The organism is Burkholderia sp. SRS-W-2-2016 (assembly GCF_001931485.1).
Lineage (GTDB): Bacteria > Pseudomonadota > Gammaproteobacteria > Burkholderiales > Burkholderiaceae > Paraburkholderia.
The window spans coordinates 23,231-48,125 of the sequence record NZ_MSDV01000087.1 but is presented as its reverse complement, the minus strand read 5'-3'; the positions used below and the strand labels follow the sequence as shown (position 1 = coordinate 48,125).

Here is a 24,895-nt window from a genome sequence, read left to right as displayed (position 1 = left end):
CTTTTCCGAAACCGTGTTTTTCGTTATAAACTACGTTTCACGGCTCGACCACGACCCGAATTACGGTTAAAGTCGGTCAGAACAACGGTCTGAACGCTAAAATGAGGGCGCAAGAATGAAGAAACAACGAAACTGATAACGCAGGGTGACATATGGCAAAGAGCCTGTCGGAGCGCATTGCGGAGCGGGCGAAGAAGAAAAAGCCCTCGCGCAACGCGCAGAACCGGGCGGCCTTTCTGGCCGTTCGCGTGGACGTGAAGCAGGCGCTCGATGACGGGTGGCCCGTCAAGAGCATCTGGGAAACGCTCCACGAGGAAGGCAAGGTGACGTTCAGTTACCAGGCCTTCCGGGGCTACGTGAACCGGCTGATTCTCGCAGCGAAGCCGGACGCACCCCCTGCCCCTGCGAGTGCGGCGGCGACACCTGGTGAGGGCAGCGCGCCCGAGGCCGGAAAGCCGACCGCCGAGGGGGCCAGCAAGACAACCACGCAGAAGCCGGGCGCGTTGCCGGGCTTCACGTTCAACGCTAAACCGGACAAGAAGGACTTACTGTAATGGCGAAAATCCACATTACCCTGCAAGGCAAAGGCGGCGTCGGCAAGTCGTTCATCGCCGTGAACACGGCGCAATACAAGGTCCACAAGGGCCAGAAACCAACGTGCGTTGACACCGATCCGGTGAACGCCACGTTCGCCGGCTTCCAGTCGCTAAACGTGCGCCGCCTCGAAATCATGGAAGGCGACGAAATCAACTCGCGCAACTTCGATGCGCTCGTGGAAATGATCGCGCCGGCGACCGATGACGTAATCATCGACAACGGAGCCAGCTCGTTCGTGCCGCTGTCGCACTATCTCATCAGCAATCAGGTGCCGGCTCTGCTGCATGAAATGGGGCATCAGCTCATCGTCCACACGTCGATCACGGGCGGCCAGTCGCTCGTGGACACCATGAGCGGCTTTGCGCAGGTCGCCCGGCAGTTCCCGGTGGAAACGGCGATTGTCGTGTGGCTCAACCCGTATTGGGGGCCGGTCGAACACGAGGGCAAGGGCTTCGAACAGATGAAGGCCTACAAGGACAACAAGGACCGCGTTTCGGCCATCGTCCAAGTGCCGGCGCTCAAGGAAGAAACCTACGGTCGCGATCTGACCGAAATGCTGCAAGAACGCCTGACGTTCGATGAGGCGATTGCCTCGCCGTCGCGCACGATCATGGCGCGTCAGCGCCTGAAAATCATCCGCGACCAGCTCTACGCGCAGCTCGACAACGCGACGGTGCTGTGATGAGCGAAGCCGATCAGCTCGAAGAACTCATCAAGGAAATTGCCGTAAAGCACGGCATCGCCGTGAGTCGCGACGATCCGATCTTGGTCTTGCAGACGATCAACAACCGCTTGATGCTCGACAGTCAGCGCGCGCAGGAAGCGATGCTCGAACAGTACAAAGAGGAACTGGAAGGCATCGCGACGCGCTGGGGAAATGACGCGAAGGTAAAGGCCGAGCGGATTCTGAACGCGGCGATGACGGCGAGCAAGGAAGCGATGGCGAAAACCTTGCAGGACGGCGCTGTGGCAGCGGCCGCCGTGGTTCGCAAGGAAGTCGATGAGGCGCTGGCCGGCGCACGTCGCCAGGTGCAGGCCGCGCGCGGGTTGTCGATGTGGAACCTCGCGGCCGCCGCGATCACGCTCTTGGCGGCCGGCGTGGCCGCGTGGGCTGCGCTCGGCCACTGACCTGTTAGAACTGACAGGAAAAAGCCCGGCAATGTCGGGCTTTTTTGGGTCTGGACGGTGAGTCTTTTCGGGATGCGACGGCGCTTAAAGCGGCGTCTGAGAGAGGTTGAGACTACGCGAGCGGCCGATACCTTGACCTTCATCGCCAGCGCGTTCGCGCGCAAGTTGTTGCCGGCGCTCCTGCTCATTCTTTCGCATCAGCGCCTGGTGACGCCGCGCCGCTTCGCGCATTTCGTCCCACTCCTCCGCAAGCTCGGGCTGCTCTGCCCTGAGTTTGCGCGTCGCCAGCTCCTCGATGCGCGGGGCGTGTACGCCCATCCCCTCCTTGATTTCCCGGACATTCTCAAGCCGCGTATGCAAGCGTTGCAAAAGCGCCTGCTGCTGCTCAACCTGACTTTGCCAACGGGATCGCTGGCCGGGCAGAGCGAGCAAGCCGGGCTGCTTCCCCTCGATCTGCATAAGCCGGGTTTCCTGCTGCTCAATCATCCCCTCCAGACGGTCCTCGATGCGCGCGGCCTGGTCCTGCTTGGCCTCAATCTGTGCCGCGAGCGCGGCGCTGTATTCGGACGCCAGGGGAGAGGTTTCGAGAGCCGCCTGCTGCTCCGTCTGCGCTTCCTCGGCCCGTTCAAGCAGACTATCGGCTTGCTGTTGAATGTCGGACACGCGGCGCGAGCCGGCAACGTCCGGGAGGCGCTGAGGCTGGGGTTGGCGGTCAGTGGGGGCACTCATGCGATAGCTCCTGTTTTTTAGCGGCTAAAACTATCGGGAGAGTTTCTTACCCAACTTTTCCGAGGCGGCCGCCACTTGTGCGCGGCCGGTCGATGAATCATACGTGATGCTTTTCGCGCTCCCGATGTCAGGTACTTTATCGAAATTAGCGCGTTCGTGCTGCACAAATTGCCTGCCGATCTGCTGATAGATGGCCTGTTTGTCTGCGTGGATAATCACGCCCTCGTGCGCCTTGCCCTTATCCGCCGCTGACGCGGCATAGATGTTGTAAATGCCTGGTTTCAGTTGCCCGGCCTTGTCTACATGTTCCGTCTGCCATGTCCCTGGCGTCTGCTCGTTCTGAACGATCCTTTGACCGTTCATGACGAGTACGCGGTGTCTCATTGTTGTAGCTCCTGTCCTGACAACCTACCAACCGGATTAGGTTGCGGTCTGTTCAACGTGTCATGCGGTCGCATGGGATAACGGCACCTACCGCGCTGCGCTAAATCATCCCAAGGCTTGCCTCGGGTTACTGCGTCTTACACGCGCGACGGCCACTTAAAGTTATGCCCGGCCGGCATCGCCAGTCGGGCACGATACCCGGCATGAAGGCGAGGCCGCCGCCATCCATGCCGGTGTCCTAATCGGTGGTGTCTGCGTTTGCGCAAATGTCGCGCAAATACGACACCGATTTTAGCTTAACAATTTCGATTTAACAGTCAGTTTTTGCTCTTACCTGCGCCCGCCTGAGCCTTGTCATTGCTTGGTTTGAGCGTTTCCATCAACTCTTTACGCTGGTCTTGCACCGCACGCAATTCTCCGCGAAGCGTAGCCGCTTCCTCGCGCGCCTGAGCCGCCTCCCGTTGCGCGTCAGTGACCGCCTTGCGCGCCTCGTCTCGCTCGGCCTGCACCGCCTTGCGCGCGTCGTCTCGCTCCGCCTGCATCTTCGTGAAACGCTCGGCTTGGCGTGCCGCCTCTTGAGCGGCCGTCTTGCGCTGCTCCTGGTGCGCCTCGGCCTCCACCTCGGCCTTCGCCCTTACTGTCGCCAGCTCGCCGCGTAGCGCCTCGACCTGGCCGCCTGCTGCCGTGGCAGCCTGCTGGGCCGCCGCCAGTTCACCACGCAGGCGCGCAGCCTCTTGATGCGCGTGATTCAGCTCTGCGCGCAGTTCGCCCGCGCGCCGCTCGATCTCCACCGTGCGGGCTTCGGCCGTGGACAGTCGCCGCTTGGTGTCGTCCAGTTGCTCATCAAGCACGCGCGCGTTCTCGATGGCCGCGTCGCGCAGCTCGGCCGCCTCCGTCACCTTGGCCTGTAGCGCGTCCAGCTCGACAGTCTGCGCATCGTAGGCCTCGCCAAGCTGCTTGTTGAGCGCGTCCAGTTCGGCCCGTTCGGCCTCCCAGCCGGCTTGCGCGGCGCGCAGCGATTCATTCGCCTGGTCAACGGCGGCCTGCCAGAGCGCGGCCAAGCCTTGACTGTGAAGCTGCTGCACGGCCTCGGGCACCTGAACGGCAATCGGCGCTGCCTGCGCGGTCTGCGCCCGCCGCCACTCCTTCATGCCGGCACTCGCGTCGTTCATGTTGACCTTGACCGTCTTACGCACGGCATCGACCGTGGGAAAGGCCTCGCGGCCGGCTGCCTCGTAAAGCTGGCTCGCAGCGGCAAAGATGCGGTCGCGGGTGTCTCGGTTCATTTCCATGTGTGCGCTCCGGTAGCTGATAAGAATAATAATACTATTATTATTCTTATCAAGCAATAAGTTTAGCTGAACATTCAACCGAAATTTAGCGGCTAAAGTGCCCGGCGCAGGGCGAAAAAAAGCCCCGCTCTTTGGCGGGGCTTGGTGCGCGCGGGTTTTGCTTCTAGGGGTCGGCGTCAGCCTTCCACGAGTGCGACTAGCTTGGCCTCGGTGATGGCGGCCTCGAACTCTTGGCCGTCATCCTCGTACTTGAACCAGGCAAGCCCGATTTCGCTCGGCCGCTTGGTGAGAACAAGGCGAGCCGGCCGACCGTAGTGCTCTACCTGCACGATGGCCTTCTTGAGCTTGTTCGGGTCCGCTTCCTTCGCTGCCTTCTCCTTGGCGTCCGAACCGTCATCTGTCGGGCCTTGCGGCTCGCCGTCCTCGGCCTCGGCGTCGGTCTTGCCGCTGAACGCGTCTACCGTGTTGGGATCGCGGGCCTTATCGTCCAGAAACTCGCGCAGCAGCTTCACCGATCCGCGCGTGATTTCCTGCTCCTCGTCGTCAAGCCAGGCCTCGACCTCTTTGGGCTTCTTCTTGTAAGCCGTCACCAGCTCGTTCACCACGGTCACATCGCGCACGCGGCCGGTGTTGAACGCCTGGGCTATCGCGTCGGGAAGGTCCAGCAGCGTGACGTGCTGTGTGATGAATGCCGGCGACTTGCCCAGCTCCTTCGCAATCTCGGTTTTCTTCTTCCCTTTTGCCAGTTCGCGGCCGATGAAGTCGGCAATCTCGCGGGGCGTCAGTTCGTTGCGTTGCAGGTTCTCGATAACCTGGTCCGCTTCGTTGTAGTCGTTGTCGATGAAGCCGGGGATGGTCGTCTTTCCGGCCCACTTCGAGCCACGGTAGCGCCGCGCGCCGTGGTTAATGATGTAGCGGCCCGGATCGTCCAGGTTGTCCCTGACGGAAATGGGCGACTTGACGCCGCGCTCTTTGATCGTCGCACCGATTTCCGCGATGCTCTCGGGCGAGAAGCCCGGATTGTCTGCGGTGCGCGGCTGGTTCGGATCTTCGTCAATCAGGTCAAGGGGCAGTTCCAACGGGCCGGCGCTGCCGCTGCCAGCGGGCGCAGGAGCGTCCAGCAGGCTTGACAGGTCCCCGATGCTATCCAGCCCGAGGCCGCTGCTCTTGCGGCCCTCCTGGGGCTTCTTGGTGGCGTTCTTGGCCGTGGCAGTCATTATGCAATCTCCATCTTGTCGAACACGTACTGAGCCAGCGCGCGCACTTCTTTTGCAGCGGCACGCGCGGCCGTTTTCTTGATCTTCCAGACCGGCACCTGTTCGCCCAATGCCTCCGCGATGCTGTCACGCGAGCCGATGCTGAACGGCGTCACGAGCTGCGGGTAGGCCTCCCGAACGTCGGCCAAGTTGCCTACGTGGCGCGGCTTGCGGGCGTCCACCTTGTTCGGAACCATGCCGAGAAAGCGCAGCTTCGGGTTCTGCTTGCGCAGGTTGCCGATGACAGCAACCATCTTCTTGATGCCATGCAGGCTGTAGGCCTCCATTTCCAGCGGCGACAGCATGTAGTCGCTCGCGACGACAGCCGCGGTCATGATGACGCCCAGCGACGGCGGGGTGTCGATCAGCAGCACGTCGAAGAACTCGCCCAGCGCCTCGATATTGGCCCGCAGTCGGGCGGCCGCCTCGCCGGCCTTCATGTTGCCCTCGATGTTTGCCAACGCTGCGTCGGCCTCGATCACCACCAAACCGTCATCCTCGCGGCCGGTGAAGTGGGCGCGCAGTGCCGCAGCATCACCGCCAAACAACTGACTAGCCGGGTAGCCGGATTCGTGACCTTCCAGCGTGTACGACGCATTGCCTTGGGTGTCCAGATCAGCCACGGCAACACGCAAGCCGCGCTCGTGAAAGTCGAACGCCAGGTGACACGTTGCGAACGTCTTACCTTGGCCGCCCTTCTGAATTGCCGTGACGAGAGTTTTCATTTGTGAGGTTCCGTTTTCTTCGCTGCCTCGGTTGCCCATTTCTTGACGATGAACGCCTGATGTTCCGGTAGCACTGCCGTTACCCGTTCGTACCCTTCCGGCAGGTTCCTTTCTTCGTGCGACGTCCATACTCGATGCACCGCTTGCGACACCGCGCCCCTCGACAGATTCAGCGACGTGACGAATGACGCTTGCGGCACTCCTTCCACCAAGACCGCTCGGGCTATGTCGATGGTCTGTTGGCCCACGTCCAGGTCCTTGATGGCCGCCTGAAACTGCGCCTCCGTTAGCCGTTTCTTCATGGAATCCACCCATAGATTGCTCTCCGCGCAAGGGTTGAAAAATGGCGGTGCCAGCCGCCAACCACAGATAGAAGTTTAGCTAAACTTCTATCGACAGTCAAGCGTTTTAGCCGCTAAAATTTCGCCCCTTGGCGTACCATACAAGAAGCCCGGCGTTTGCCGGGCTTATGCCTTAAGAGCCGTCAGGTCTAGCGCGGCGGACTTCTTCATGGCTAGATTCCCTTCGGCTTGTACAGCGACACGAAGTAGGTAAGGGCAGTCAACACGGCGAAATGCAGTAGGAACGCCCCGCCTGCATGTACGCCTGGTGTGTGCCAATACCAAAGCATCCGAACGAACTGGAACGTCACATCAAGCGCGACGACCCAGCGCAGGAACGGCCATACAAGCACGGTGACAATCCACACGGCCTTGATAACCCCAGCGAGAAAGCCGCCTCCCTTGGCCTTGGGTGCAGGGGCCGGCTGCGCCTCTCTCGGCGGCTCGGCCATCGTCGGGAACTTGATGATCTTGGACATTTTCTTGACCCTTCGCGTCGTTACAGGTTGAATTGTGCCTGCAAGCTCTCCGCGTGCTTGTTGACTCGTTGTGCCAGCTTCGGGTCAAGCGCCCCGGATTGCTCCGGGGCGTCCCCTCTAGCTGCCTTGGCAGGCCTTCACGGCGGCCTGCATCGTGCCTTCCAGAATCCGCCGATGTTCGTCCGGCGTCGTGCAGTCTCCGCAGATTTCGCCCAGCTCAGCTCTCAACGCATCCGCGCCCAACAGGCTATGGCTCAACGTCGAAATGGACTTGTCGCAACGGCGGCAGCTCGTCTGCACAATCTCGATCTTCTTGCCTCGCATCACATACTCCCTTCCTGGCGTTAATGAAGGCCCGGTCGCACCGGGCCATGTGCTTTACCTACCGACCCAGCGTTTGGCCCGCTCGACCACCTCAAGGGACCAGTGGCCTTTAGCATCGCCTTCAAGCGCGCAGCCTGCAAAGTAGGCTTGGGCGCGCAGCTCGTCGGCCTTGCGGACCAGCTCGGCCGCCTCATTCATAAGCCCCGCGATAGCGTCGCGACGGGCAGGGAACTCGGTGGCCTGGACCCCTGGCAGCTCATCAATCCAGGACATGATGCGTTCGTTTTTCATCGGATAACTTCTCCGGTAGCGGACCTGAGCGACATTGCCCGGCCTTCGCTTTAATAATAGGTCTTTAAGCCCTACTTGTCAACTTTTTTTTAGCTAAACAAACGACTTTAGCCGCTAAAATGCGGCCGGTGAGCGATGCCTGTCAGACTTCATTCCTGGCGTTCAATCCAGATTCTTTCGATGCCGGCCACGTCGCAAAGAACCGCCCACGCAGCATACGAAATCGGGGCCTCTCCGGCCGTCCAGCGCCGCACTTGCCGGCTGTCGTGGACGCCAACGAGCCGAGCCGCTTGCGCTCCGGTCAAGCCCGCCCGTCGCAATACCTCCCGCACCTCTTCGCTTGTCGGACGCGGCCACGCATCCGAGTAGGGCCGCAAGCAAGCGGCCCGAATCGTTGTTTCTGTCATGGTGTGCTTCTCGTTTTGTGTTATTCGATTTTACTGTCCTGCGCCCCCTCGACCGGCTCTAGATCGTCCATGTGATACAGGCTTTGCACGCACTGCGGGTCGAACGCGACAACCTGCCGGCCGGCCCGGTTCGTCCGGTACGTCACCGGCTTGTCGTCGTGCGCCCATACCATGCCGCTGCCTGCGAACCGATCCACGATCACGATCTTGCCCACGTCATGCGCGAACACCGGATGATGTACGCGGGCCACCCGGTAACGCCCGCGCAGGGCGATACGCCCGTCTGCCTCTGCGTCCTTCCTCTTGGCGTCCTCAACCATAGCCTTTGACGCCTCACGGCGTTTTTCGGCCTGCTCGGTCGCGTGTTGCTGCGCCGTCTCGCGCAGCTCGACCAGGCGCTTGCGGGCGGCCTCGGCCCACTTACGCACGACGAACGCCCGATGCGCCGGCAGGATCGCATCTACGAGGACGTACCCGGCCGGCAAGCTCGCCGGCTCACGTCGCGCGGCCGGTTCGAGGCTATCGAGCCACGCCGGCACAGCCTCGTCGGCCAGGCGGTCCCTGTCGGCGGCGCCGATCATGGTGCGGCCGTCTTTCTCGGGCAGAAACCGGCCAAATACGCCTACGGCGACTTGATCGACGGTCATCCCGCCCTGCGCCGTCTCGAAGTGCGAGCGATAGCCCGTCTCCGAGATAAAGGGCGCATCAAGGTCTACCGCGTGAAAGGCGAAATGACAGTGCAGCAGCCCGAAACCGGCGTCGAACTCGACCAGGGCGCGGATGCCTTCCACCGTAATCAGGAATTCGCCGCGCTGCCCCCACATCGGCACAAAGCCGGGTTCGGCCCGGCAATGCCGCTCGATGACGCAACCGGCCGCGCTCTCGTCGCCGTTACTGCCAAAGAACGTCCCTCCGTTCAATTTCCAAACGCAGGCCTCATACCGCTGCGCCGCCCGTTCCGCTCCCTCGCCGTCGCACGCGAGCACGGCCGCGTGCAGTTCGCCCACGGACGCAGCAGCGAGGGCCAGCAGCTCGACGCCTTCGACCGGCAGTTCGGCGGCCAGCTCGGCCGCGTACTGGTCGCGGTCGGCCGGCGCTGCCGCCTTACTTCGTTTGCCCATGCGTGACACTCCCATGCGGCCCCGGCAGGAGCCGGGGCCGTCCCTCATCAGTCAATAGCGCGGTAGATGAATGCCGCCTCGGCGTGGTCGCCTATGAACTCGCGCAGCGCGTGGTACAGCTCCACGAAGCGATCCGGCTCACACTCGGTCGCCGCGAGTTGGCCCAGCGCAAACAGCGTGGCGACGACGCCGGCCGCATCGGCCGATACAAAACCGTCGAAGCCGTTGCCGGCCACCGACAAGCGCAGCCGTTCCGGTGCGGTCGGAGCCATGTAGTAGCCGCCGTTCGAGAGGGTGTAGAACTGCCAGAGGCCGCCGCCGTAGTGAAGCGGCGACAGCCGGCCCATCCACTTGTAGACCAGGGCCTCGCCGTACAGCATCAGGCTCGGGCCGAAAAACGCCGGCAGGAAGTCGAGGCGCTTTTCCTCGGGTACGACAGACGCCGCGACGATTTGAGGGACTGCGGGTGTGTTCATCAGATTTCTCCGGTAGCGAACCTTGGCGAAATGCCCGGCTCTCAAGACATAGTATAGGGCTTTAAGCCCTATCTGTCTAGGAAATTTAGCTAAACTTTTGATGCTAGCTGCATTTGGTTGACAGATGAGGGATCGCGACGAGGCTTGATTCGGTGGCAGGGTGGGGCGACCCCCTTCTTGGCGTTCAACCATTTGTGCCTGTCCTGTTTGGTGGCTTTCGATACAGGGCGTGGTGGGTGGCATTACTGAGGCCAAAGGGCTGTGCCCTTTGGCAGAGCGGAGCGTAAGCGCAGCGGTCTAGCTCGCCGTGTGCGGCGAGTGACGTTCCTTTGGGGTGAAGGCCGAAGGCCGAGGGGCGTAGCCCCTGGGGTATGCCGGGTGGGTGGGGCGACGCGTAGCGTCGACGAGCCGGCAGGGGGCGTAGCCCCCTAAGAGGCGGTGCCTTTGTTTTTGATGGCCGGCCGAATGGCGACGTGCTCATTTCGTGCGCACGCCCAAGGTTAAATATAAGGGTTAGAAAGAAGGGTTAAAAACAGGGTTAGAAGAAGGGTTAGAGCACGCGAAAAACGCGTGTAAGCTACTGATTTGACGCCAAAATTTGGATTGTGGTAATCCCTCATGTGTCAATAGTTCTGTCCCTCATATGTCTACCCGCCGTCCCCCATGTGTCAAGGTTGGCGTCCCCCATGTGTCAAGACTTTATCCCTCATGTGTCTATGCCACGCGGGGGTTATCAACAGGCTTATCCACTGCCGTTGTGGATAAGTGGGCCGCGCGAAGGCCGGCGAGGCCCTTTTTCGACGGTCTGGACGCCGTCGATGGCCCGAATCCCTCAAATGTCAGTAGCGAATGAGACGGCGCGTGCGCCGGTTGTCCCTCATGTGTCAATGATCGTCCCCCAAGTGTCGATGACGCCGAAGTTATGCACCGCTGCATCCACAAGGGGCCGCCGAGCTGGCCAGCGCAGCACGCCGCCCAGCTCGGCAGTTAAGCCCAGCGGCGCAGGGGCACCGCCCCGGTGAGCGTAGGAAAGGCGCTGGAAGCCCCGTAGCGCAGCGGAGAGGGGCGAGACGGGCGGCCGGTTGCCCGGCTCGATGCGGACCACGACATAGCCGGTTTTCGCGCACGCGAAAATTCCCCGGTCGGGCCGGTCCCTCAAATGTCAATGAAACGTGAAAAGGCGAACACGAACGGTTCGCAGTTTGCGACGCCAGGGAGAGGCGGAAGGGAAGGGCGGCGGGACCAACGCGGCTTATGCCTGCTCGATGGCCTTTTCGTTCGCCTCGCGCTCGCAGTAGATCGAGTCGCCGTTCACCCACGTAGAAGCAACCAGGCCGCTATCCGACAACTCCTTGCAGGCCTCCTTGGTCTGCTCCTTCCATTTGGCCGCGCGCTCGCTCTCCGAGCCGCATATCAGGCGGAAGGTTTCGAGCTTGAGCGGGTACGGTTCCTTGTGCGAGGCCAGATAGTCGAACAAGCGGCGGGTAATCGGCTTGAGCTTGCGGTACTTGCTCCAGACGAATTTGGAGTAGTGATCGCCGGCGAACAGGTAAATTATCTTCTGGTCGATTTCTACCCGGCACATGGCCTTCTTCGTGCCGCGATTGACGATCTTGAATTTGTCGATCAGCGACACCGAATCGAGCACGCCGAAGCGCGGCGACGTGATCTGCATGGCATTGGCCTGCAAGCGGGTCAGCGAGGCCTCGGCCTTGTCGTAGTAGTGGCCGTTGATCGGCCAATCGAGATCCGTTAGCAGTTGGTACATCGAGAAGTAGACCGGCTCGCCAACAGGGAAGCGTTTCGCGTACTCAAGCACCTGTTGCCATACAAGTTCATCGTCGTCCGCGCGCAGCTCGACACCCGTAAAGGTGATAAGCACGTCGTTGTTGTAGTGGTAGATGGCCTTTTGCTCGTAGGCGAGCCGTTTCTGGCGCTTGTTGCGCACCGTGAACAGCGCCGAGCGGCCATAGTCGTTCGGCATGGCGCGCATGTCATCGTCCCACGGCGCGAGGTCGAACAGCGAGAGCTGCGCCGCCTTCACCTCGTCCGAAGTGCGCTGAATCAGGGCTCTTTGCTTAGCCTCGCTGACCTTCGCGCTCACGTCCTCGACTGCGCTGCTCTTCGTCGCTCTCTTTTTGGTCGTCATGCTCGTTCCCGGTTGCTTCTTGGCCGGCTTGGCGGCCTCGGTCGGCTCGCTCGCGCGGGGCGCAGCACGCAGTGCATTGCGCAACGACTCGGCAGTCGAAACCAGTACCGGCGCGGTCTGTCCCGCGCGCGCCTTGGCCGTCTTGGCCGCAACCTCGGCCGCCGCAGCAGGGTCGATGCCGCGGTCGATCAGCGTTTTTTTGAATTCTTCTTCGTTGAAGGGCTGCGTCATGGTTTCGCCTGGTTTGCCTATCGTCCGTGAGCCTCAAGAATAACGCCCCGGTCAGGGCCGGGGCGCTGGATTACTCGTCGGCTCCTTGCTGGCCGCCTGGTGCTTTGGTGTTGAGATATTGCACGTAATCGGCCACAAAGTCTTGACCGTATTGGGTTTCACCGTTTTTTTCGTACTTCGTATTTTCGATATGCCCCTCGACAAAAACCGATGAGCCTTTGCCGAGGAACTTGCCGGCGTTCTCGGCCTGGCTGTCCCAGAGCTTGACGCGAAAGTAATTCGTCTTTTCGCGCTTCTCGCCCGTCGCCCGATCCCGCCATTCGTCGTTGACAGCAATATCGAACGTCCCGAGGGTACGATTGTCACTTCCTATATACCGAACCTGTGTGTCGCGGGTAAGATTACCGATAAACTGGAATTTGTTGACGCTCATCGTAGGCTCCTTGTCTGAGGAAACTATAATTTAGCTAAACACATTTCGCGGGTCAAGAACTTTAGCGGCTAAAATTTTCGGTCGCACAACAAGAGGGCGAAACGCCACTGTGTACAACGTCATCTTCTTTACGAACATCCTGCGTTTGCTGGACGAGCGCGGCATGACAAAGCAGGAGCTGTCCGAAAAGGCGGGCATCTCGATTTCCTTTCTGTCCGACCTGACCAACGGGAAGGCGAACCCCTCGCTCAAAATCATGGAGGCTATAGCCGAGGCGCTGGGCGTCCCCCTTACCCTTCTCTTGGAGTCCACCGACCTTGACCGGCACACTCTCGATGCGTTTGCTGGTGGCAAAGCCTCTCAAGGCTTGCCGCCCGGCTACGAGCGCGTCTTTGCCGTGCTGCCCGAGCATCAAGCGTTCATCGTCAAGAAGTGGAGCGAAGCCACGCAGAAGAAGCTGCGTGAGGATTGACTCCAAGAGAAGGGCAGACGTACCGCTTTTTTAGCCGCTAAAAAACCCTCCCTTAGAAGGCCCTCCATTGCGAGGGCCTTTCTTTTTCTGTATGCCGGAAAACGGCATTGGATTGTGCAATCCAATGCGCTACGCATCAGAAACTGTTAAACGAACGCGAGGCTGTTGTCTTCGGTGTTGCGCGTTTCTGCATTTCGGTATATCGTTTGCGCCTGTAATCAGACGAAATAACTCCGAGGGCAAAAACGATGCAGGAAGAAGAAAACCACGCGTCGGTCAATGCGCGTGCCATAGAGAAGCTGCGCCGCGATTTGGGGCCGGTCGTCATGGGGGCGTTGAACGATCCCAAGACCGTCGAAGTGCTTTTAAACGCGGACGGCGGCATCTGGCAAGAACGGCTAGGCGAGAAGATGCGCCAGATTGGCACGATGCCGCCGCAGCGCGCCGAGGCGGTCGTCAAGACGGTGGCTGGCTACCACGGCAAGACAGTGACCCGCCTTAACCCGTTGGTTGAAGGCGAGTTGCCTATCGACGGCTCGCGCTTCGCGGGCCAGCTCCCCCCTGTCGTTGAATGTCCAACCTTCGCGATCCGTAAAAAGGCCGTCGCCATCTTCACGCTCGATCAGTACGTCGAGGCCGGAATCATGACGCCCGAACAGGCGGAAGCCATTCGGGCAGCGGTGAAGGCGCACCGAAACATTCTCGTGATCGGCGGCACTGGATCGGGCAAGACAACCTTGGTCAACGCGATCATTTACGAAATGGTGCAGCTCGATCCTTCGGAGCGCATTTGCATTATCGAAGATACCGGCGAAATCCAATGCGCCGCGTTGAACAAGGTCCAGTACCACACCACGCTTGAAATCACGATGACGATGCTGCTCAAGACGATCCTCCGGATGCGTCCTGACCGCATTCTCGTGGGCGAAGTCCGTGGTGCCGAGGCCTTGGACCTGTTGGACGCATGGAATACCGGCCATGAAGGAGGTGCCGCCACTCTGCACGCAAACGACGAACACGCAGCCCTTACCCGTCTGAAGTCGCTCATCACTCGCAATGAGTCGGCCCCGGACGATATTGAACCGCTTATCGGCGAGGCGGTTCATGTGATTGTCCACATCGCCCGAACCGAGGTCGGCCGCCGCATACAAGGAATCATCGAGATTCAAGGGTATGAAAACGGTCGCTACATCACACGCAATATCTAAGGAGAAATCGAAATGCAATCCAACATGCCCCGTATCAACGTCAGTCATCGCGCCTTGTTCGTTCTTGGTGTCGCACTGCTGCTGTTGGTCGTCGCGCATCCGGCGTTCGCATCGAACACGAGCGGCGGCGGCCTCCCTTTTGATGACTGGTTCACCAAGATTCGCCAGTCCGTGACCGGCCCGTTCGCGTTCACTGCGTCGATTGTCGGCCTTGTCGGTGCGGGTGCAACGCTGATCTTCGGCGGCGACATGAACGGCTTCCTGCGCACGCTCATCTTCATCGTTCTGGTGCTGTGCTTCTTGGTTGCCGCGCAGAACACCATCGCCGCGATCACGGGGCAGGGCGCTGAAATCACGGCGCTGTCGAACGCCCTGGCTGACCGCATTCAAGCGAGGCTCGCCTAATCATGGCCCTGCGCACGATCCCCATTCGTAGGGCCGGGAACAGAGACAACCTTTTCATGGGTGGGGATCGTGAAATGGTCATGTTCACTGGCCTGCTGGCCGCGATTCTCATCTTCGCGGCGCAAGACTGGCTCGCAGCCGGCGTCGGCATTGTCGCCTGGTTCTTCGCCCTCTGGATTCTCCGAAAGATGGCGAAGTCCGACCCCCGGATGCGCTTTGTCTACCTGCGCAATCGGCGGTACAAGCCGTACTACCCGCCGCGCGCAACGCCGTTCCGCAACAACACGGCAGCCCAAGGGAAGCAATACAAATGATCCAAGTAATCACCATCGCTATCGCGGTGCTTGGTGCCGTGCTGCTGGTCTGGTTGTTCGCGCTCGTGCAGCGCGCGAACGCCAATCTGCGGCTCAAAAAGCATCGCTCTAAAGATGCCGGTCTAGCCGATCTGCTCAACTACGCCGCTGTCGTTGATGACGGCGTGATCGTCGGCAAGAACGGTGCATTCATGGCGTCCTGGTTCTATCGTGGGGCCGATAACGCGAGTGCGACCGAAGCCGAGCGCGAGCTTATCTCGTTTCGCATCAACCAAGCCCTTGCGCCGCTCGGCAACGGCTGGATGGTTCACGTCGATGCGGTACGTCGCCCAGCTCCGAGCTACAGCGACCCGAGCCTTTCCCATTTTCCTGATCCGGTTTCGGCGGCAGTTGACGAGGAACGCCGGCAACTGTTCGAGAGCATGGGCACGCTGTATGAAGGCTTCTTCGTCATCAGCCTGACGTGGTTCCCTCCGATGCTGGCCGAGCGCAAGTTCGTGGAACTGATGTTCCATGACGACGCCGACAAGCCCAACAATAAAGCACGCACTGCGCACCTTATCGACCACTTCAAGCGCGAGGTCGCCAATCTCGAAAGCCGTCTTTCGTCGGCCGTCGAATTGGAACGTTTGCGCGGCGTGAAGGTGATGCAAGAGGACGGTTCCACCGTCACGCGCGATCAGCAATTGCAGTGGCTGCAATTCTGCGTGACTGGCCTGAATCATCCGGTGCAGCTTCCGAGCAACCCTATGTACATCGACTCGCTCATCGGCGGGCAAGAGCTGTACACCGGCGTTGTCCCGAAGATCGGCCGGCACTTCATCCAGGTTGTCGCTATCGAAGGTTTCCCTTTGGAGTCCCATCCCGGAATCCTGTCGGCGCTGGCCGAGCTGCCTATCGAATATCGGTGGTCGTCGCGGTTTATCTTCCTCGATCACCACGAGGCCGTCTCCCAGCTCGAAAAGTTCCGCAAGAAGTGGAAGCAGAAGATTCGCGGCTTCTTCGATCAGGTGTTCAACACGAACACCAGCCACGTCGATGAGGACGCGGTTTCGATGGTGGCCGATGCGTCGTCGGCTATTGCGGAAACCAACAGCGGCCTCGTTTCGCAGGGCTACTACACCAGCGTTGTCGTGTTGATGGGCGAGAACCGCGATGACGTCGAACAGGCGGCCCGCCGACTGGAAAAGGCGATCAACGCCCTGGCGTTCACCGCGCGCGTCGAGACGATCAACACGATGGATGCCTACCTTGGCTCGCTGCCGGGGCATGGCGTCGAGAACGTGCGTCGGCCGTTGTTGAACACGATGAACCTGGCCGATCTGCTGCCGACCAGCACGATTTGGACGGGCGAAAATCGGGCACCGTCGCCGCTGTTCCCGCCGAACGCTCCGCCGCTGTTGCATGGCGTGACAAGCGGCAACTCGCCCATGCGTATCAATCTTCACGTCCGCGACCTCGGCCACGGCATCATCTTCGGACCGACCCGGACAGGTAAATCGACCAAGCTGGGCTTGATCGCGTTCCAGTGGCGGCGCTACCTCGGCGCGCGCATCTACGCGTTCGACAAGGGCTTGTCGATGTACCCAACGTGCAAGGCCGCGCGCGGCAGGCACTTCACCATCGCGTCGAACAGCGACAAGCTGGCCTTCGCGCCGCTGTCGCGGCTCGATACGCGCACTCGTCGCGCGTGGGCGATGGAATGGATCGACACGATCCTCGCTTTGAACGGCGTGATTACGACGCCAGCGCAGCGCAACGCGATTGCCGAGGCGATTCTAAGCATGCACAAGAGCGAGTCGCGCACGTTGTCCGAGTTCACCGTGACCGTGCAGGACGAAGCGATCCGCGAAGCCCTCAAGCCGTACACCGTGGACGGCAACATGGGCCATCTGCTCGATGCGGAAGAAGATGGCCTTGACCTGGCCGACTTCATGACGTTCGAGATTGAACAGTTGATGGGCCTTGGCGAGAAGTTCGCGTTGCCGGTCCTGCTGTACCTGTTCATGCGGATCGAGGAATCGCTGAGCGAGGAAGATGCGCGCCCCACGTTGCTGATTCTCGATGAGGCGTGGCTGATGCTGGCTCACCCGGCGTTCCGCGACAAGATCGAAGAATGGCTGCGCTCGATGGCGAAAAAGAACTGCTCCGTGTTGATGGCGACGCAGAGCATTTCCGAGGCCGCGAAGTCCGGCATTTTGGACATCATCACGGAATCGACGGCTTGCCGGATTTTCCTTGCGAACCCGAACGCGCGCGAGGAAAAGACCGCCGAGATTTACGGTCGCCTTGGCCTCAACAATCGCCAAATCGAAATCATCGCGTCGGCCGTGCCGAAGCGCGACTACTACTACGTCTCCGAAAAGGGGCGTCGTCTGTACCAGCTCGCGCTTGGGCCGCTTGCGCTTGCCTTCGTCGGTTCCACCGACAAGGAATCCATCGGCATGATTCGCAAGCTCGAAACGTTGCACGGCGATGCCTGGGTGCATGAGTGGCTACGCCTCAAGGGCCTGCGCCTCGATGACTACGTGAGCCTCAACGACTATGGAGTACCAGCATGAGCGTCAATCTCAAAAACCTTTTCGGGAAGAAGAAACAGCCCGACACCAACACGGCGAATCCTTACGTCAATGCACGGCGCTCGTGGAACAGTCATGTCGGCCAGGTGATGGAGCACGGCCAGATCGGCATTTTCGTCGGGCTGCTTGGCATGTTGATCGGCCTCGCTGCGGTCGGGGGTATTACCTACATCGGCAGTCAGTCCAAATTCATTCCCTTGGTGTTCAACCAGGACGGCAGCGGCAACACGGTTTCGATGACGCGCGCTGACCGCATTCCTGACGCCAAGGTGGATGACTACCGCACCGCCGTTGCTGACTTCATCAGCAATATTCGCCTCGTGACACCGGATGCCGAATTGCAGCGCAAAGCCGTGCTGAAAACCTACGGCTACCTCGCGCCGAGCGATCCGGCCACGATCAAGGCGAACGAGTATCTGAACGGCACGAAGGAAGCCAACCCGTTCAACCGCGCCGCGAACGAGACGGTGAGCGTCGAAGTGAAGTCCGTTTTGCAGCAATCGCAAGACTCCTGGCAAATCGACTGGCAGGAAACCGTGCGGTCGCGCGACGGCTCGCTCAAGGGGCCGCCGTACATGATGCGCGCGCTCGTGACGATTTACCAAAACAAGGATGCGGAAGTGAAGTCCGGTCAGATGTTCATCAACCCGCACTTCATTTTCGTCAAAGACTACAACTGGTCGAAGCAACTTTAAGCCTGGGGCCTCGCTATGAAAAAGACTCTTATCTCCGCTCTGATTCTCGGCATGGTGCCGATGGTGGCACTCGCAGCCCCCGGCACCGATCCGCTGGCCGATCAGTATTTCTCGAAGAACGAACCGAAGCTCACGCCGCAGGAACTGGCCGCTGTCGCCATCGGCAAGAAGTGGCAGGAAGGGCAGGACGTGAAGCCGTTCCAAGGCTCTGACGGTTCGATCAACTGGCCGTACCTGCCGGGCAAGCAATACCCGGTCATGTGCGCTGTCCTGCAAGTCTGCGACATTGCCTTGCAGCCGGGCGAAAACGTCAACGGGATGAACGTTGGCGATCCTCGCTATACGGTGGAACCGGCTGTTACCGGCTCCGGCGCGTCGCAGGTGCTGCATTTGATCTTGAAGCCGCTCGATGTTGGTCTTGATACGACGCTCGTCCTGACCACGGATCGGCGCACGTATCACTTCCGCCTGCGTTCGAGCCGCTCGCAACTCATGCCGTTCGTGTCGTTCACGTATCCCGAAGATGCGATGGCGAAGTGGGACGCAATCAAAGCGCGCGAAGTGAAGGTACGCCAGGACAACACGATCCCGCAGACGGGCGAATACCTCGGCAACCTGGACTTCAACTACACGGTGAGCGGTTCGACCCGCTGGAAGCCTGTACGCGTCTACAACGATGGCCGCAAGACCATCATCGAAATGCCGTCCACGATGCAGCAAAGCGAAGCGCCGGCGCTGCTCGTAGTGCGCAAGGATGGTGGGCTGTTCACCGATGCGGAAACGCAGATGGTGAATTACCGCGTGCAAGGCGACCGCTACATCGTGGACACGATCTTTGACAAGGCGATCTTGGTTTCTGGCGTGGGTTCGAGCCAGGACAAGGTGACTATCACGAGGGGGAATTAATCATGCGCAAATTCGTGATGAGCGCGCTTGTCGTGGCCGGCCTTGCGGGCCTCGCAGGCTGCGCAACGACCGGGCCATACGGCAATTACGCGGCCGCTTCGCTCGATGCCAACAAGACGATGGCCGATGCCACGGTGGCCCAGCTCGTGACGCTGTTCCCGCCTGCGCATACGCGCCTCAACCTCAAGCAGCCGGCCACGGACGCCTACGGCGCTGCTCTGGTCACGTCATTGCGTGACAAGGGCTATTCCGTCCTGGAGTTCGCCCCGCAGGCGCAGCCGGCGTCGGCCGCTTCGGCCGCCTCGGCACCGGCCGCCGCGAGCAATGCGCCGGCGACCAAGGCAACGGCTCCCGGCTTCGATCTGAGCTACGTGGTCGATTCTCCCGAGGCAATGAGTCTGTACCGCGTCACGGTGCAGGTTGGCGCGCAGTCGATCAGCCGGGCGTTCGTGGTTGCCACGAACGGCAAGCTGTATCCGGCCGGTGCATGGGTTCGCAAGGAGTAATGGGAATGGCTGAGAACGATCAAATGTCGCCTGACGCGTCGCCCGGCTCCAAGCCGAAAAGCGGCGTTCGTCGGGTCAATAATCTGCCGCTCATCATCGCGGCCGTGGCCTTGGGCGTGTTCGTGCTGCTGATTGCGATGGTGGCCGTCAAGCGGGCGAACAACGCCGCATCTGTTCAACCGGACACGACCCAAGTGTCGAAGAAGAACACCGACACGAGCGCGATGGCGAATGACGTAGTGGGCGGCCACGGTGCGGGATTGATTCCCCCGACAGCGGCGGCCACGCCTCCGGCCGCGAGCGGGACCGCTGGTGTCCCGATTGCGCCCGTCAACAACCCGGATGCACCGCCTACGCCGCCGCGTCAGGCAAACGGCGCACCGGCCCCTGTCGATCCCGACGAACAGCAGATTCGCATGGCGAAGATGCAACAGTTCCAGGAGGCCGTTAAGGCCAAGACCAAGGTTGCGTTGCCGTATGACGGCGGTTCGGTCGGCACTTCGACAGCGGCACGCGGAGCTGGGGCAACGGCTGCGCCGCAATCGCGCGATGAAATGCTCGCACAGATTGCCAACGTGCGCCGGCAGATGGACGCGAACGCGTCGGGTGGCGATCCGACGAGCGCCTATCAGGCGCAACTGGCGAGGATTCGCGCCGGCCTCGGCGGTGGCGGCTTCGGTGGTGGTGGCATCGGCAGTTCCGACAGCGGCCCGCAACTGCTGCAAACCTCGGCATCGGCCAATAACAAGGACGTGTCGCAGTTCGCGAACAACGGGCAGGGCGACCGATGGAAGCTCGATCAAGATGTGCAAGCCCCGCGTTCGCGTTTCGAGATTCGTGCCGGTGGCGTGATTCCAGGCGTGATGATTAGCGGCATCAACTCCGATCTGCCGGGCCAAATCATGGGTCAGGTGGGCCAGGACGTGTACGACACGGCAACGGGCAAGTACCTGCTCATCCCGCAGGGCACGCGCCTCGTGGGCACGTACAACAGCAACGTGGCCTATGGGCAAAACGCGGTCCTCATCGCGTGGCAGCGGCTCGTGTTTCCCGATGGCAAGGCGCTGGACATTAGCGCGATGCCGGGCGCGGATAGCGCGGGCTATGCGGGCTTCCGCGATCAGGTCAACAACCACTACGTGCGTATCTTCGCCTCGGCGCTGCTCATGTCGGGCGTGACGGCCGCAGCATCGTACGCAACGGATCGCAACAGCAACAACAGCGGCGTCTACAGTCAGCCGACCGCAAGTAGTGAGTTGAGCCAGGCGCTCGGCCAGCAGCTCGGCAACGTGACTGCGCAGATGATTTCGAAGAATCTCAACATCGCGCCGACGCTCGAAATTCGACCGGGGTATCGCTTCAACATCATCGTCGTGAAAGACCTCGATTTCACGAAGCCGTACAAGTCCTTTGATTATTGACGCCAAGGAGACGTGACCATGAAAACGTTCTGGAAAAACGCTTTAGCCGCTAAAGTCGCCGCCCTCGCAGTGGTGTTGCTCGCGGGTATCTCGCAGCCGGCGCAAGCCGGCATCCCGGTTATCGACGGAAGCAACCTGACGCAAAACATCGTCAGCGCAGTTCAGCAGGTCGCGGCCGTCGAGAAGCAGATTCAGCAGTACCAAACGCAGTTGCAGCAGTATCAAAACATGCTGCAAAACACGGTCGCACCGGCCGCCTACGTGTGGGACCAGGCGAGTCAGGTGATGAACAATCTCATGGCGGCGCAAGACACGTTGAGCTACTACAAGAACCAGACCGGCAGCATCGACTCGTACCTGTCTCGCTATCAGGACGTGGGCTATTACCGTACCTCGCCGTGCTTCACGGCTGCGGGGTGCTCGTCGTCGCAGTTGCAGGCCGTACAGGATGCGCAGGCCAACAACTCGGAAGCGGTGAAGCGCGCGAACGATGCCGTGCTGAAAAGCGTCGATCAGCAACAGCAGACGCTGACCAGCGACGCCGCGACCCTTCAAAACCTGCAATCGCAGGCGACGAGCGCGCAAGGGCAAATGCAGGCGATACAAGCCGCTAACCAGCTCGCCAGCGCGCAAACGAATCAGCTCTTGCAGATCAGGGGCATGCTGGCCGCGCAGGCCGCAGCGGCCGCTACACGTGCGTCCAACGACGCCGACAAGGCGGCGCTGACGGCCGCCGCCGATCAATCGTTCCGCTCGGGTAGCTACACGAAAAGCCCGGTTCAAAACTGGTAACGCCAAGGGGAAGTGATGAAACGACTTATCGCGATTGGGTGTGTGTGTTTGGGGAGCGTGCTGCTCGCGTCGTGCGGCAAGCCTGTGCATTCCGTCGATTACTACAAGCAGCACGAGGACGAACGAAAGGCCATGCTCCAAAAATGCACGGCTGACCCGGACCTTGTGACGAGAGACGAGAACTGCCGCAGTGCCGCCGACGCGCAGGCGCTGTCGGGCAGCTACACGCCCAGCAAGCCGCAGAAATGGTGAACCTATGAAGAAGCTACCTGTACTGCCAGTGCTGGCATTGGTGCTGCTGCTGTTTGCCGTGCAGGCGCACGCGCAAACGCCGGTGGACAGCGCGGGCCTGCTGGACAACATCCTCAACCGTTTCTACCAGGTCGCAAGTACCTGGTCGGCCAAGATGGTCAGCTACGCGAGCTGGCTTTTTTGGGGCTTGGTGCTTCTGAGCATGGTCTGGACCTACGGGATGATGGCCTTGCGCAAGGCCGACATTCAGGAGTTCCTTGCCGAGACGATCCGGTTCCTGGCGGTGACGGGCTTCTTCTGGTGGATTCTGACCAATGGCCCGGCTATCGCAACGTCAATCATCAATTCGTTGCGGCAAATCGCGGCCAGCGCGACAGGCCTGGGTAGCACGCTCTCGCCGTCAGGCATTGTCGATATCGGCTTTGACATCGCTTCCAAGGTCGTTGACCAGTCCTCGATCTGGTCGCCGGTCAACTCTGGCGTCGGCATCGTCATCGCGGCGGTGATTCTGGTTGTGCTGGCTCTGGTCGGCGTGAACATGCTGCTGCTGTTGGTGGCGGGCTGGTTGCTGTCTTACGGGGCAGTTTTCCTGCTTGGCTTCGGCGGCGGCCGATGGACCTCCGACATTGCGATTAGCTACTACAAGACGGTGCTCGGCATCGGTATGCAGCTTTTCGCGATGATCTTGATCGTTGGCATCGGCAAGTCGTTCATCGACCAGTACTACGCGGCAACGTCGAGCGGCGCTATCACGATGAAGGCGCTCCTGGTCATGCTCGTGGCGTCCATTGTCCTGCTTGTGCTGGTAAGCAAGGTTCCTCCGATGTTCGCCAGCATCGTCGGCGGTGGTGGTTCCACTGCCGGCATTGGCAGCTTCGGCGCAGGCGCTGCGCTCGGCGCTGCGGCAACCGCGGCCGCTGCGGCGGCGACGGCCGGCGCTGCTGTCATGGCCGGCGCGTCGGGCGCTGCGGGCGGAGCGTCGGCCCTCAAGGCGGCGTTCCAGTCAGCCCAGCAAAACATGGCAAGCGGTGGCGGCATGTTCTCGGGCAGCTCGGGCAGCTCGGGCGGCGGTAGTAGTTCGGGTTCCGGTGGCGGCGTCAGCGCATCGACCGGTGGCAGCGGCGGCTTCATGTCCGCGATGGGGACGGCTGGGCGGTTCGCGGCCGACATGGGATCGAATCTCGCCAAGGGCGCGGGCCAGGTTGCCAAGGATAAGGTCGGCAGCATGGCCGCATCCACGAAAGAGCGCATCGCAGACACCACGGGCGGCAAGGTTGCATCCGCAATCCGTAACAACATGGGTGCATCGGGATCGGACACTGGCAGCGTCGATACCGGCAGCACGCAGCAAACGGCGTCAAGCGCGGCATCCGCGCAAGACAGTTTCGACGGTGACAGCCTGGCAGGCGCTACGCAGGGCGGCACCGAAACGGCCACGAATGATGAGGTGGCTGCGTTCGTGAACAAAAGTCAGCCGAAGTCGGCGTAACGACGAAGGAGTGTAGTGATGAAAAACAAGCTCAAGTTCTTTTCGGTAGTGGGTGTCCTCGCCGGCTCGCTCGTCTGCTCCGCTTCCGTGTTCGCCCAGCAGCAGGGGCAGGAGTTGTCGGGCGATCCGAAACTCGCCTGCGAGGCGATTCTGTGTCTGTCGTCGGGCACGCGGCCCGGCGAGTGCGGCCCGTCACTGAGCCGGTATTTCGGGATCAGCTACAAGTATTGGAGCGATACCGTCAAGGGTCGGCGCAACTTCCTGAACCAGTGCCCGACCGCGCAGGACACGTCCTCGGCCAACATGCCGCAGATTGTCGATAACATCGCCAACGGCGCTGGTCGTTGCGATGCTGCGTATCTCAACGCGAATAACCGGACTGTCGTGCAGAAGAAGATTTGCCCGCAAAACGGCTGGCAAACCGGGGGCAATGCCTGGTGGAATCGCAACAGCGGATGGACGCTGCCCGACGATTCGTGGACCCCGCTCGATGACGGTAGCGGCTGCTACGTCAAGAGCGTTGTAGTCGTCAGCAATGCCAAGCCTGCGCTCTGCTCGGCCTACGCGAACAGCCAGTACACCTACCTCCTTGGCGTTCGATACGTGGGCGATCCGACCGATGGCGGCCATTGGGTCGATGATTCGGCGGGCGGGCAATAACGATGCCTTTCCTCGATCTGCCGCCGCAAATGCAAGAGCGCGTCGTCTGCTCGATCACGGCCGCCGTCAAGTACGAGGTTCCTGCGAACATCGTGCTTGCGGTGGCCGAGCAAGAGGCCGGCAAGCCCGGCCAGTGGGTTGAGAACACGAACGGCACGCAGGACGTGGGGCCGATGCAGTTCAACACGGCCTATTTGGCTGAGCTGCGCAAGTACGGCATCACGGCTAAAGACGTAGCACAAGGCGGGTGCTACTCCTACGATCTGGCCGCATGGCGTCTGCGCGGCCACTTGCGCAACGATCAGGGCGACATTTGGACGCGAGCCGCGAATTACCACTCGCGCACGCCGCAGTACAACGCTGTCTACCGCGCCTCCCTCATCAAGCGGGCCGGCAAGTGGGAAAACTGGCTCGTCGCCCGATTCCCCACGTTCGATGCCACGCAACCCGGAAGCAAGCCCACGGTGGCCGCTGTAGCGGCCGCAGACGCGACGCCAGGGGCAGGGCAAGGTGCAACGGCGACGGCAATAGCAGCGCCCGCCGTAGAGCCTGCTACGCAGCCCGTCCGCGTGGTCAAAACCTCGATGCCGGTTCGGCACTACAACACGGCGGCCGCCGCTGCGCTCGCCGCTGTATTCGCGCCGGCAACACTCAAGCAGGGGGTGAGCAATGGAACAGCTCTCGCTCGTGAGCCGTGAACCGTGGTGGGAGACACCGCCACGGCCAGGGCAGGACGAAATGACGTGCAAGTGGGGTTGGTTGGAACTGTGGTCGGATGGATCGTTTCGGTTCGATGCCAGCAGCCGGCCAACGGACGAGCAAATCACGGCGCG

The 24,895-nt window shown here is 61.0% G+C and carries 30 protein-coding genes; 17 read left to right on the top strand and 13 right to left on the bottom strand.

The window, feature by feature from the left end; all coding sequences use genetic code 11:
* Positions 1 to 152 precede the first annotated feature (152 nt).
* The 3 genes from BTH42_RS33755 to BTH42_RS33745 are packed head-to-tail and all read left to right on the top strand — an operon-like array spanning position 153 to position 1,725.
* Positions 153 to 554, top strand: a complete 402-nt coding sequence (locus tag BTH42_RS33755; RefSeq protein WP_075305508.1) for a TraK family protein — start codon at positions 153 to 155, stop codon at positions 552 to 554.
* Positions 554 to 1,279 carry a conjugal transfer protein TraL gene (locus BTH42_RS33750; RefSeq protein WP_075305507.1) on the top strand — a complete coding sequence of 242 codons (726 nt, stop codon included), beginning with the start codon at positions 554 to 556 and terminating at the stop codon, positions 1,277 to 1,279. The genes BTH42_RS33755 and BTH42_RS33750 overlap by 1 nt, the downstream gene beginning before the upstream one ends.
* Positions 1,279 to 1,725 carry a conjugal transfer protein TraM gene (locus tag BTH42_RS33745; RefSeq protein ID WP_075305506.1) on the top strand — a complete coding sequence of 149 codons (447 nt, stop codon included), beginning with the start codon at positions 1,279 to 1,281 and terminating at the stop codon, positions 1,723 to 1,725. Before BTH42_RS33750 ends, BTH42_RS33745 begins: the two co-directional genes overlap by 1 nt.
* 84 nt (positions 1,726 to 1,809) lie before the next feature.
* On the opposite strand, the gene BTH42_RS33740 is transcribed toward BTH42_RS33745, so the two are convergent.
* From BTH42_RS33740 to BTH42_RS33675, 13 genes are all read right to left on the bottom strand, one after another.
* On the bottom strand, positions 1,810 to 2,454 hold the full coding sequence (locus BTH42_RS33740) for an IncP plasmid survival protein KfrC family protein (protein ID WP_075305505.1): 645 nt from the start codon (positions 2,452 to 2,454) through the stop codon (positions 1,810 to 1,812).
* A gap of 30 nt (positions 2,455 to 2,484) precedes the next feature.
* A complete protein-coding gene (locus tag BTH42_RS33735) occupies positions 2,485 to 2,838 on the bottom strand; it encodes a KfrB domain-containing protein (RefSeq protein ID WP_075305504.1) in 354 nt (117 codons plus the stop codon).
* A gap of 317 nt (positions 2,839 to 3,155) precedes the next feature.
* Positions 3,156 to 4,130, bottom strand: a complete 975-nt coding sequence (locus BTH42_RS33730) for a DNA-binding protein (protein WP_075305503.1) — start codon at positions 4,128 to 4,130, stop codon at positions 3,156 to 3,158.
* 176 nt (positions 4,131 to 4,306) lie between these two features.
* Positions 4,307 to 5,347 (bottom strand): ParB/RepB/Spo0J family partition protein, encoded by a 1,041-nt coding sequence (locus BTH42_RS33725; protein ID WP_075305502.1) that lies wholly within the window; start codon positions 5,345 to 5,347, stop codon positions 4,307 to 4,309.
* The gene (locus BTH42_RS33720) at positions 5,347 to 6,111 is read right to left on the bottom strand and encodes a ParA family protein (protein WP_075305501.1); all 765 of its coding nucleotides are present in this window, start codon (positions 6,109 to 6,111) and stop codon (positions 5,347 to 5,349) included. The genes BTH42_RS33725 and BTH42_RS33720 overlap by 1 nt, the downstream gene beginning before the upstream one ends.
* Positions 6,108 to 6,413: a transcriptional regulator KorA gene (locus tag BTH42_RS33715; protein ID WP_075305500.1), complete on the bottom strand. Its 306-nt coding sequence runs from the start codon at positions 6,411 to 6,413 to the stop codon at positions 6,108 to 6,110. The genes BTH42_RS33720 and BTH42_RS33715 overlap by 4 nt, the downstream gene beginning before the upstream one ends.
* Positions 6,414 to 6,625: 212 nt before the next feature.
* Complete coding sequence (gene kleE, locus BTH42_RS33710; protein ID WP_075305499.1) at positions 6,626 to 6,931, bottom strand: KleE stable inheritance protein; 306 nt, start codon at positions 6,929 to 6,931, stop codon at positions 6,626 to 6,628.
* A gap of 117 nt (positions 6,932 to 7,048) precedes the next feature.
* The gene (locus BTH42_RS33705; RefSeq protein WP_075305498.1) at positions 7,049 to 7,255 is read right to left on the bottom strand and encodes a DUF2688 domain-containing protein; all 207 of its coding nucleotides are present in this window, start codon (positions 7,253 to 7,255) and stop codon (positions 7,049 to 7,051) included.
* A 54-nt stretch (positions 7,256 to 7,309) separates the two neighbouring features.
* Positions 7,310 to 7,546, bottom strand: a complete 237-nt coding sequence (gene kleA, locus BTH42_RS33700) for a stable inheritance protein KleA (RefSeq protein ID WP_075305497.1) — start codon at positions 7,544 to 7,546, stop codon at positions 7,310 to 7,312.
* A gap of 427 nt (positions 7,547 to 7,973) precedes the next feature.
* The gene (locus tag BTH42_RS33690; RefSeq protein ID WP_075305521.1) at positions 7,974 to 9,074 is read right to left on the bottom strand and encodes a hypothetical protein; all 1,101 of its coding nucleotides are present in this window, start codon (positions 9,072 to 9,074) and stop codon (positions 7,974 to 7,976) included.
* A gap of 47 nt (positions 9,075 to 9,121) precedes the next feature.
* A complete protein-coding gene (locus tag BTH42_RS33685) occupies positions 9,122 to 9,550 on the bottom strand; it encodes an antirestriction protein (protein ID WP_075305495.1) in 429 nt (142 codons plus the stop codon).
* A gap of 1,252 nt (positions 9,551 to 10,802) precedes the next feature.
* The gene (gene trfA / locus BTH42_RS33680) at positions 10,803 to 11,930 is read right to left on the bottom strand and encodes a plasmid replication initiator TrfA (protein WP_075305494.1); all 1,128 of its coding nucleotides are present in this window, start codon (positions 11,928 to 11,930) and stop codon (positions 10,803 to 10,805) included.
* A 70-nt stretch (positions 11,931 to 12,000) separates the two neighbouring features.
* Positions 12,001 to 12,363, bottom strand: a complete 363-nt coding sequence (locus BTH42_RS33675) for a single-stranded DNA-binding protein (RefSeq protein WP_075305493.1) — start codon at positions 12,361 to 12,363, stop codon at positions 12,001 to 12,003.
* 109 nt (positions 12,364 to 12,472) lie between these two features.
* Between BTH42_RS33675 and BTH42_RS33670 the strand changes: the two genes are divergently transcribed.
* The 14 genes from BTH42_RS33670 to BTH42_RS33605 all read left to right on the top strand — a co-directional run bounded on the left by BTH42_RS33670 (position 12,473) and on the right by BTH42_RS33605 (position 24,760).
* A complete protein-coding gene (locus tag BTH42_RS33670; RefSeq protein WP_075305492.1) occupies positions 12,473 to 12,835 on the top strand; it encodes a transcriptional regulator in 363 nt (120 codons plus the stop codon).
* Between the two features lie 248 nt (positions 12,836 to 13,083).
* A complete protein-coding gene (gene trbB, locus BTH42_RS33665; protein WP_075305491.1) occupies positions 13,084 to 14,043 on the top strand; it encodes a P-type conjugative transfer ATPase TrbB in 960 nt (319 codons plus the stop codon).
* 12 nt (positions 14,044 to 14,055) lie between these two features.
* Positions 14,056 to 14,448 carry a TrbC/VirB2 family protein gene (locus BTH42_RS33660; protein ID WP_075305490.1) on the top strand — a complete coding sequence of 131 codons (393 nt, stop codon included), beginning with the start codon at positions 14,056 to 14,058 and terminating at the stop codon, positions 14,446 to 14,448.
* 2 nt (positions 14,449 to 14,450) lie between these two features.
* Positions 14,451 to 14,762 carry a conjugal transfer protein TrbD gene (locus BTH42_RS33655; RefSeq protein WP_075305489.1) on the top strand — a complete coding sequence of 104 codons (312 nt, stop codon included), beginning with the start codon at positions 14,451 to 14,453 and terminating at the stop codon, positions 14,760 to 14,762.
* A complete protein-coding gene (locus BTH42_RS33650; protein WP_075305488.1) occupies positions 14,759 to 17,323 on the top strand; it encodes a VirB4 family type IV secretion/conjugal transfer ATPase in 2,565 nt (854 codons plus the stop codon). The genes BTH42_RS33655 and BTH42_RS33650 overlap by 4 nt, the downstream gene beginning before the upstream one ends.
* Positions 17,320 to 18,036, top strand: a complete 717-nt coding sequence (locus BTH42_RS33645; RefSeq protein ID WP_075305487.1) for a conjugal transfer protein TrbF — start codon at positions 17,320 to 17,322, stop codon at positions 18,034 to 18,036. Before BTH42_RS33650 ends, BTH42_RS33645 begins: the two co-directional genes overlap by 4 nt.
* A gap of 15 nt (positions 18,037 to 18,051) precedes the next feature.
* Positions 18,052 to 18,942, top strand: coding sequence for a P-type conjugative transfer protein TrbG (trbG, locus tag BTH42_RS33640; RefSeq protein ID WP_075305486.1), 891 nt, complete (start codon positions 18,052 to 18,054; stop codon positions 18,940 to 18,942).
* Between the two features lie 2 nt (positions 18,943 to 18,944).
* Positions 18,945 to 19,448 carry a conjugal transfer protein TrbH gene (locus BTH42_RS33635; RefSeq protein ID WP_075305485.1) on the top strand — a complete coding sequence of 168 codons (504 nt, stop codon included), beginning with the start codon at positions 18,945 to 18,947 and terminating at the stop codon, positions 19,446 to 19,448.
* Positions 19,449 to 19,453: 5 nt separating this feature from the next.
* Entirely contained in the window at positions 19,454 to 20,869 is a 1,416-nt protein-coding gene (locus BTH42_RS33630; protein WP_075305484.1) for a TrbI/VirB10 family protein, read from the top strand.
* Positions 20,870 to 20,887: 18 nt separating this feature from the next.
* Positions 20,888 to 21,661, top strand: a complete 774-nt coding sequence (gene trbJ, locus BTH42_RS33625) for a P-type conjugative transfer protein TrbJ (protein WP_075305483.1) — start codon at positions 20,888 to 20,890, stop codon at positions 21,659 to 21,661.
* A gap of 15 nt (positions 21,662 to 21,676) precedes the next feature.
* Positions 21,677 to 21,913: an EexN family lipoprotein gene (locus tag BTH42_RS33620; protein ID WP_075305520.1), complete on the top strand. Its 237-nt coding sequence runs from the start codon at positions 21,677 to 21,679 to the stop codon at positions 21,911 to 21,913.
* Positions 21,914 to 21,917: 4 nt separating this feature from the next.
* Positions 21,918 to 23,402, top strand: a complete 1,485-nt coding sequence (gene trbL / locus BTH42_RS33615; protein WP_178392298.1) for a P-type conjugative transfer protein TrbL — start codon at positions 21,918 to 21,920, stop codon at positions 23,400 to 23,402.
* An 18-nt stretch (positions 23,403 to 23,420) separates the two neighbouring features.
* Entirely contained in the window at positions 23,421 to 24,062 is a 642-nt protein-coding gene (locus BTH42_RS33610; RefSeq protein ID WP_075305482.1) for a TrbM/KikA/MpfK family conjugal transfer protein, read from the top strand.
* A gap of 2 nt (positions 24,063 to 24,064) precedes the next feature.
* Positions 24,065 to 24,760: a transglycosylase SLT domain-containing protein gene (locus BTH42_RS33605; protein WP_075305481.1), complete on the top strand. Its 696-nt coding sequence runs from the start codon at positions 24,065 to 24,067 to the stop codon at positions 24,758 to 24,760.
* The last annotated feature ends 135 nt before the right edge of the window (positions 24,761 to 24,895 follow it).

Coding starts and splice junctions, on each gene's coding strand:
- BTH42_RS33755 (WP_075305508.1), top strand. CDS start 153: ATGGCAAAGAGCCTGTCGGAGCGCATTGCGGAGCGGGCGAAGAAGAAA.
- BTH42_RS33750 (WP_075305507.1), top strand. CDS start 554: ATGGCGAAAATCCACATTACCCTGCAAGGCAAAGGCGGCGTCGGCAAG.
- BTH42_RS33745 (WP_075305506.1), top strand. CDS start 1,279: ATGAGCGAAGCCGATCAGCTCGAAGAACTCATCAAGGAAATTGCCGTA.
- BTH42_RS33740 (WP_075305505.1), bottom strand. CDS start 2,454: ATGAGTGCCCCCACTGACCGCCAACCCCAGCCTCAGCGCCTCCCGGAC.
- BTH42_RS33735 (WP_075305504.1), bottom strand. CDS start 2,838: ATGAGACACCGCGTACTCGTCATGAACGGTCAAAGGATCGTTCAGAAC.
- BTH42_RS33730 (WP_075305503.1), bottom strand. CDS start 4,130: ATGGAAATGAACCGAGACACCCGCGACCGCATCTTTGCCGCTGCGAGC.
- BTH42_RS33725 (WP_075305502.1), bottom strand. CDS start 5,347: ATGACTGCCACGGCCAAGAACGCCACCAAGAAGCCCCAGGAGGGCCGC.
- BTH42_RS33720 (WP_075305501.1), bottom strand. CDS start 6,111: ATGAAAACTCTCGTCACGGCAATTCAGAAGGGCGGCCAAGGTAAGACG.
- BTH42_RS33715 (WP_075305500.1), bottom strand. CDS start 6,413: ATGAAGAAACGGCTAACGGAGGCGCAGTTTCAGGCGGCCATCAAGGAC.
- kleE (WP_075305499.1), bottom strand. CDS start 6,931: ATGTCCAAGATCATCAAGTTCCCGACGATGGCCGAGCCGCCGAGAGAG.
- BTH42_RS33705 (WP_075305498.1), bottom strand. CDS start 7,255: ATGCGAGGCAAGAAGATCGAGATTGTGCAGACGAGCTGCCGCCGTTGC.
- kleA (WP_075305497.1), bottom strand. CDS start 7,546: ATGAAAAACGAACGCATCATGTCCTGGATTGATGAGCTGCCAGGGGTC.
- BTH42_RS33690 (WP_075305521.1), bottom strand. CDS start 9,074: ATGGGCAAACGAAGTAAGGCGGCAGCGCCGGCCGACCGCGACCAGTAC.
- BTH42_RS33685 (WP_075305495.1), bottom strand. CDS start 9,550: ATGAACACACCCGCAGTCCCTCAAATCGTCGCGGCGTCTGTCGTACCC.
- trfA (WP_075305494.1), bottom strand. CDS start 11,930: ATGACGCAGCCCTTCAACGAAGAAGAATTCAAAAAAACGCTGATCGAC.
- BTH42_RS33675 (WP_075305493.1), bottom strand. CDS start 12,363: ATGAGCGTCAACAAATTCCAGTTTATCGGTAATCTTACCCGCGACACA.
- trbB (WP_075305491.1), top strand. CDS start 13,084: ATGCAGGAAGAAGAAAACCACGCGTCGGTCAATGCGCGTGCCATAGAG.
- BTH42_RS33660 (WP_075305490.1), top strand. CDS start 14,056: ATGCAATCCAACATGCCCCGTATCAACGTCAGTCATCGCGCCTTGTTC.
- BTH42_RS33655 (WP_075305489.1), top strand. CDS start 14,451: ATGGCCCTGCGCACGATCCCCATTCGTAGGGCCGGGAACAGAGACAAC.
- BTH42_RS33650 (WP_075305488.1), top strand. CDS start 14,759: ATGATCCAAGTAATCACCATCGCTATCGCGGTGCTTGGTGCCGTGCTG.
- BTH42_RS33645 (WP_075305487.1), top strand. CDS start 17,320: ATGAGCGTCAATCTCAAAAACCTTTTCGGGAAGAAGAAACAGCCCGAC.
- trbG (WP_075305486.1), top strand. CDS start 18,052: ATGAAAAAGACTCTTATCTCCGCTCTGATTCTCGGCATGGTGCCGATG.
- BTH42_RS33635 (WP_075305485.1), top strand. CDS start 18,945: ATGCGCAAATTCGTGATGAGCGCGCTTGTCGTGGCCGGCCTTGCGGGC.
- BTH42_RS33630 (WP_075305484.1), top strand. CDS start 19,454: ATGGCTGAGAACGATCAAATGTCGCCTGACGCGTCGCCCGGCTCCAAG.
- trbJ (WP_075305483.1), top strand. CDS start 20,888: ATGAAAACGTTCTGGAAAAACGCTTTAGCCGCTAAAGTCGCCGCCCTC.
- BTH42_RS33620 (WP_075305520.1), top strand. CDS start 21,677: ATGAAACGACTTATCGCGATTGGGTGTGTGTGTTTGGGGAGCGTGCTG.
- trbL (WP_178392298.1), top strand. CDS start 21,918: ATGAAGAAGCTACCTGTACTGCCAGTGCTGGCATTGGTGCTGCTGCTG.
- BTH42_RS33610 (WP_075305482.1), top strand. CDS start 23,421: ATGAAAAACAAGCTCAAGTTCTTTTCGGTAGTGGGTGTCCTCGCCGGC.
- BTH42_RS33605 (WP_075305481.1), top strand. CDS start 24,065: ATGCCTTTCCTCGATCTGCCGCCGCAAATGCAAGAGCGCGTCGTCTGC.